This window comes from Pseudomonas sp. SIMBA_068, from assembly GCF_046534705.1.
Classification (GTDB): Bacteria; Pseudomonadota; Gammaproteobacteria; order Pseudomonadales; family Pseudomonadaceae; genus Aquipseudomonas; species Aquipseudomonas putida.
This window is the reverse complement of the sequence record NZ_JAWRYI010001423.1, coordinates 1-242: the sequence shown is the minus strand read 5'-3', so window position 1 is coordinate 242 and position 242 is coordinate 1. Positions and strand designations below refer to the sequence as shown.

Annotated in this window: 1 protein-coding gene; it reads left to right on the top strand. The window is 55.0% G+C overall.

Annotated elements, in window-relative coordinates; genetic code table 11:
- Positions 1–55: 55 nt before the first annotated feature.
- The coding region (locus SB756_RS34310; protein WP_410913782.1) for a DUF484 family protein at positions 56–242 on the top strand (187 nt) is incomplete at its 3' end.

Below are 242 nucleotides of genomic sequence, written 5' to 3'. Positions count from 1 at the left end.
AGCCGCTCTATATGACCGGGCCTGCGACACACGTCTACGATGGGTTTATTCATCTATGAAAAATATCGAAGAGCAGGCTGACAGTTCGGTTCTGCTGGACGATCAGGCCGTCAGTGATTATCTGCGGCAGAATCCCGATTTCTTTATCCGCAATGCCCGTGCAGTTGAACAGATGGCCGTGCCGCATCCGGTGCGTGGCAGCGTCTCTCTGGTCGAATGGCATATGGCGCGGCAACGCAACC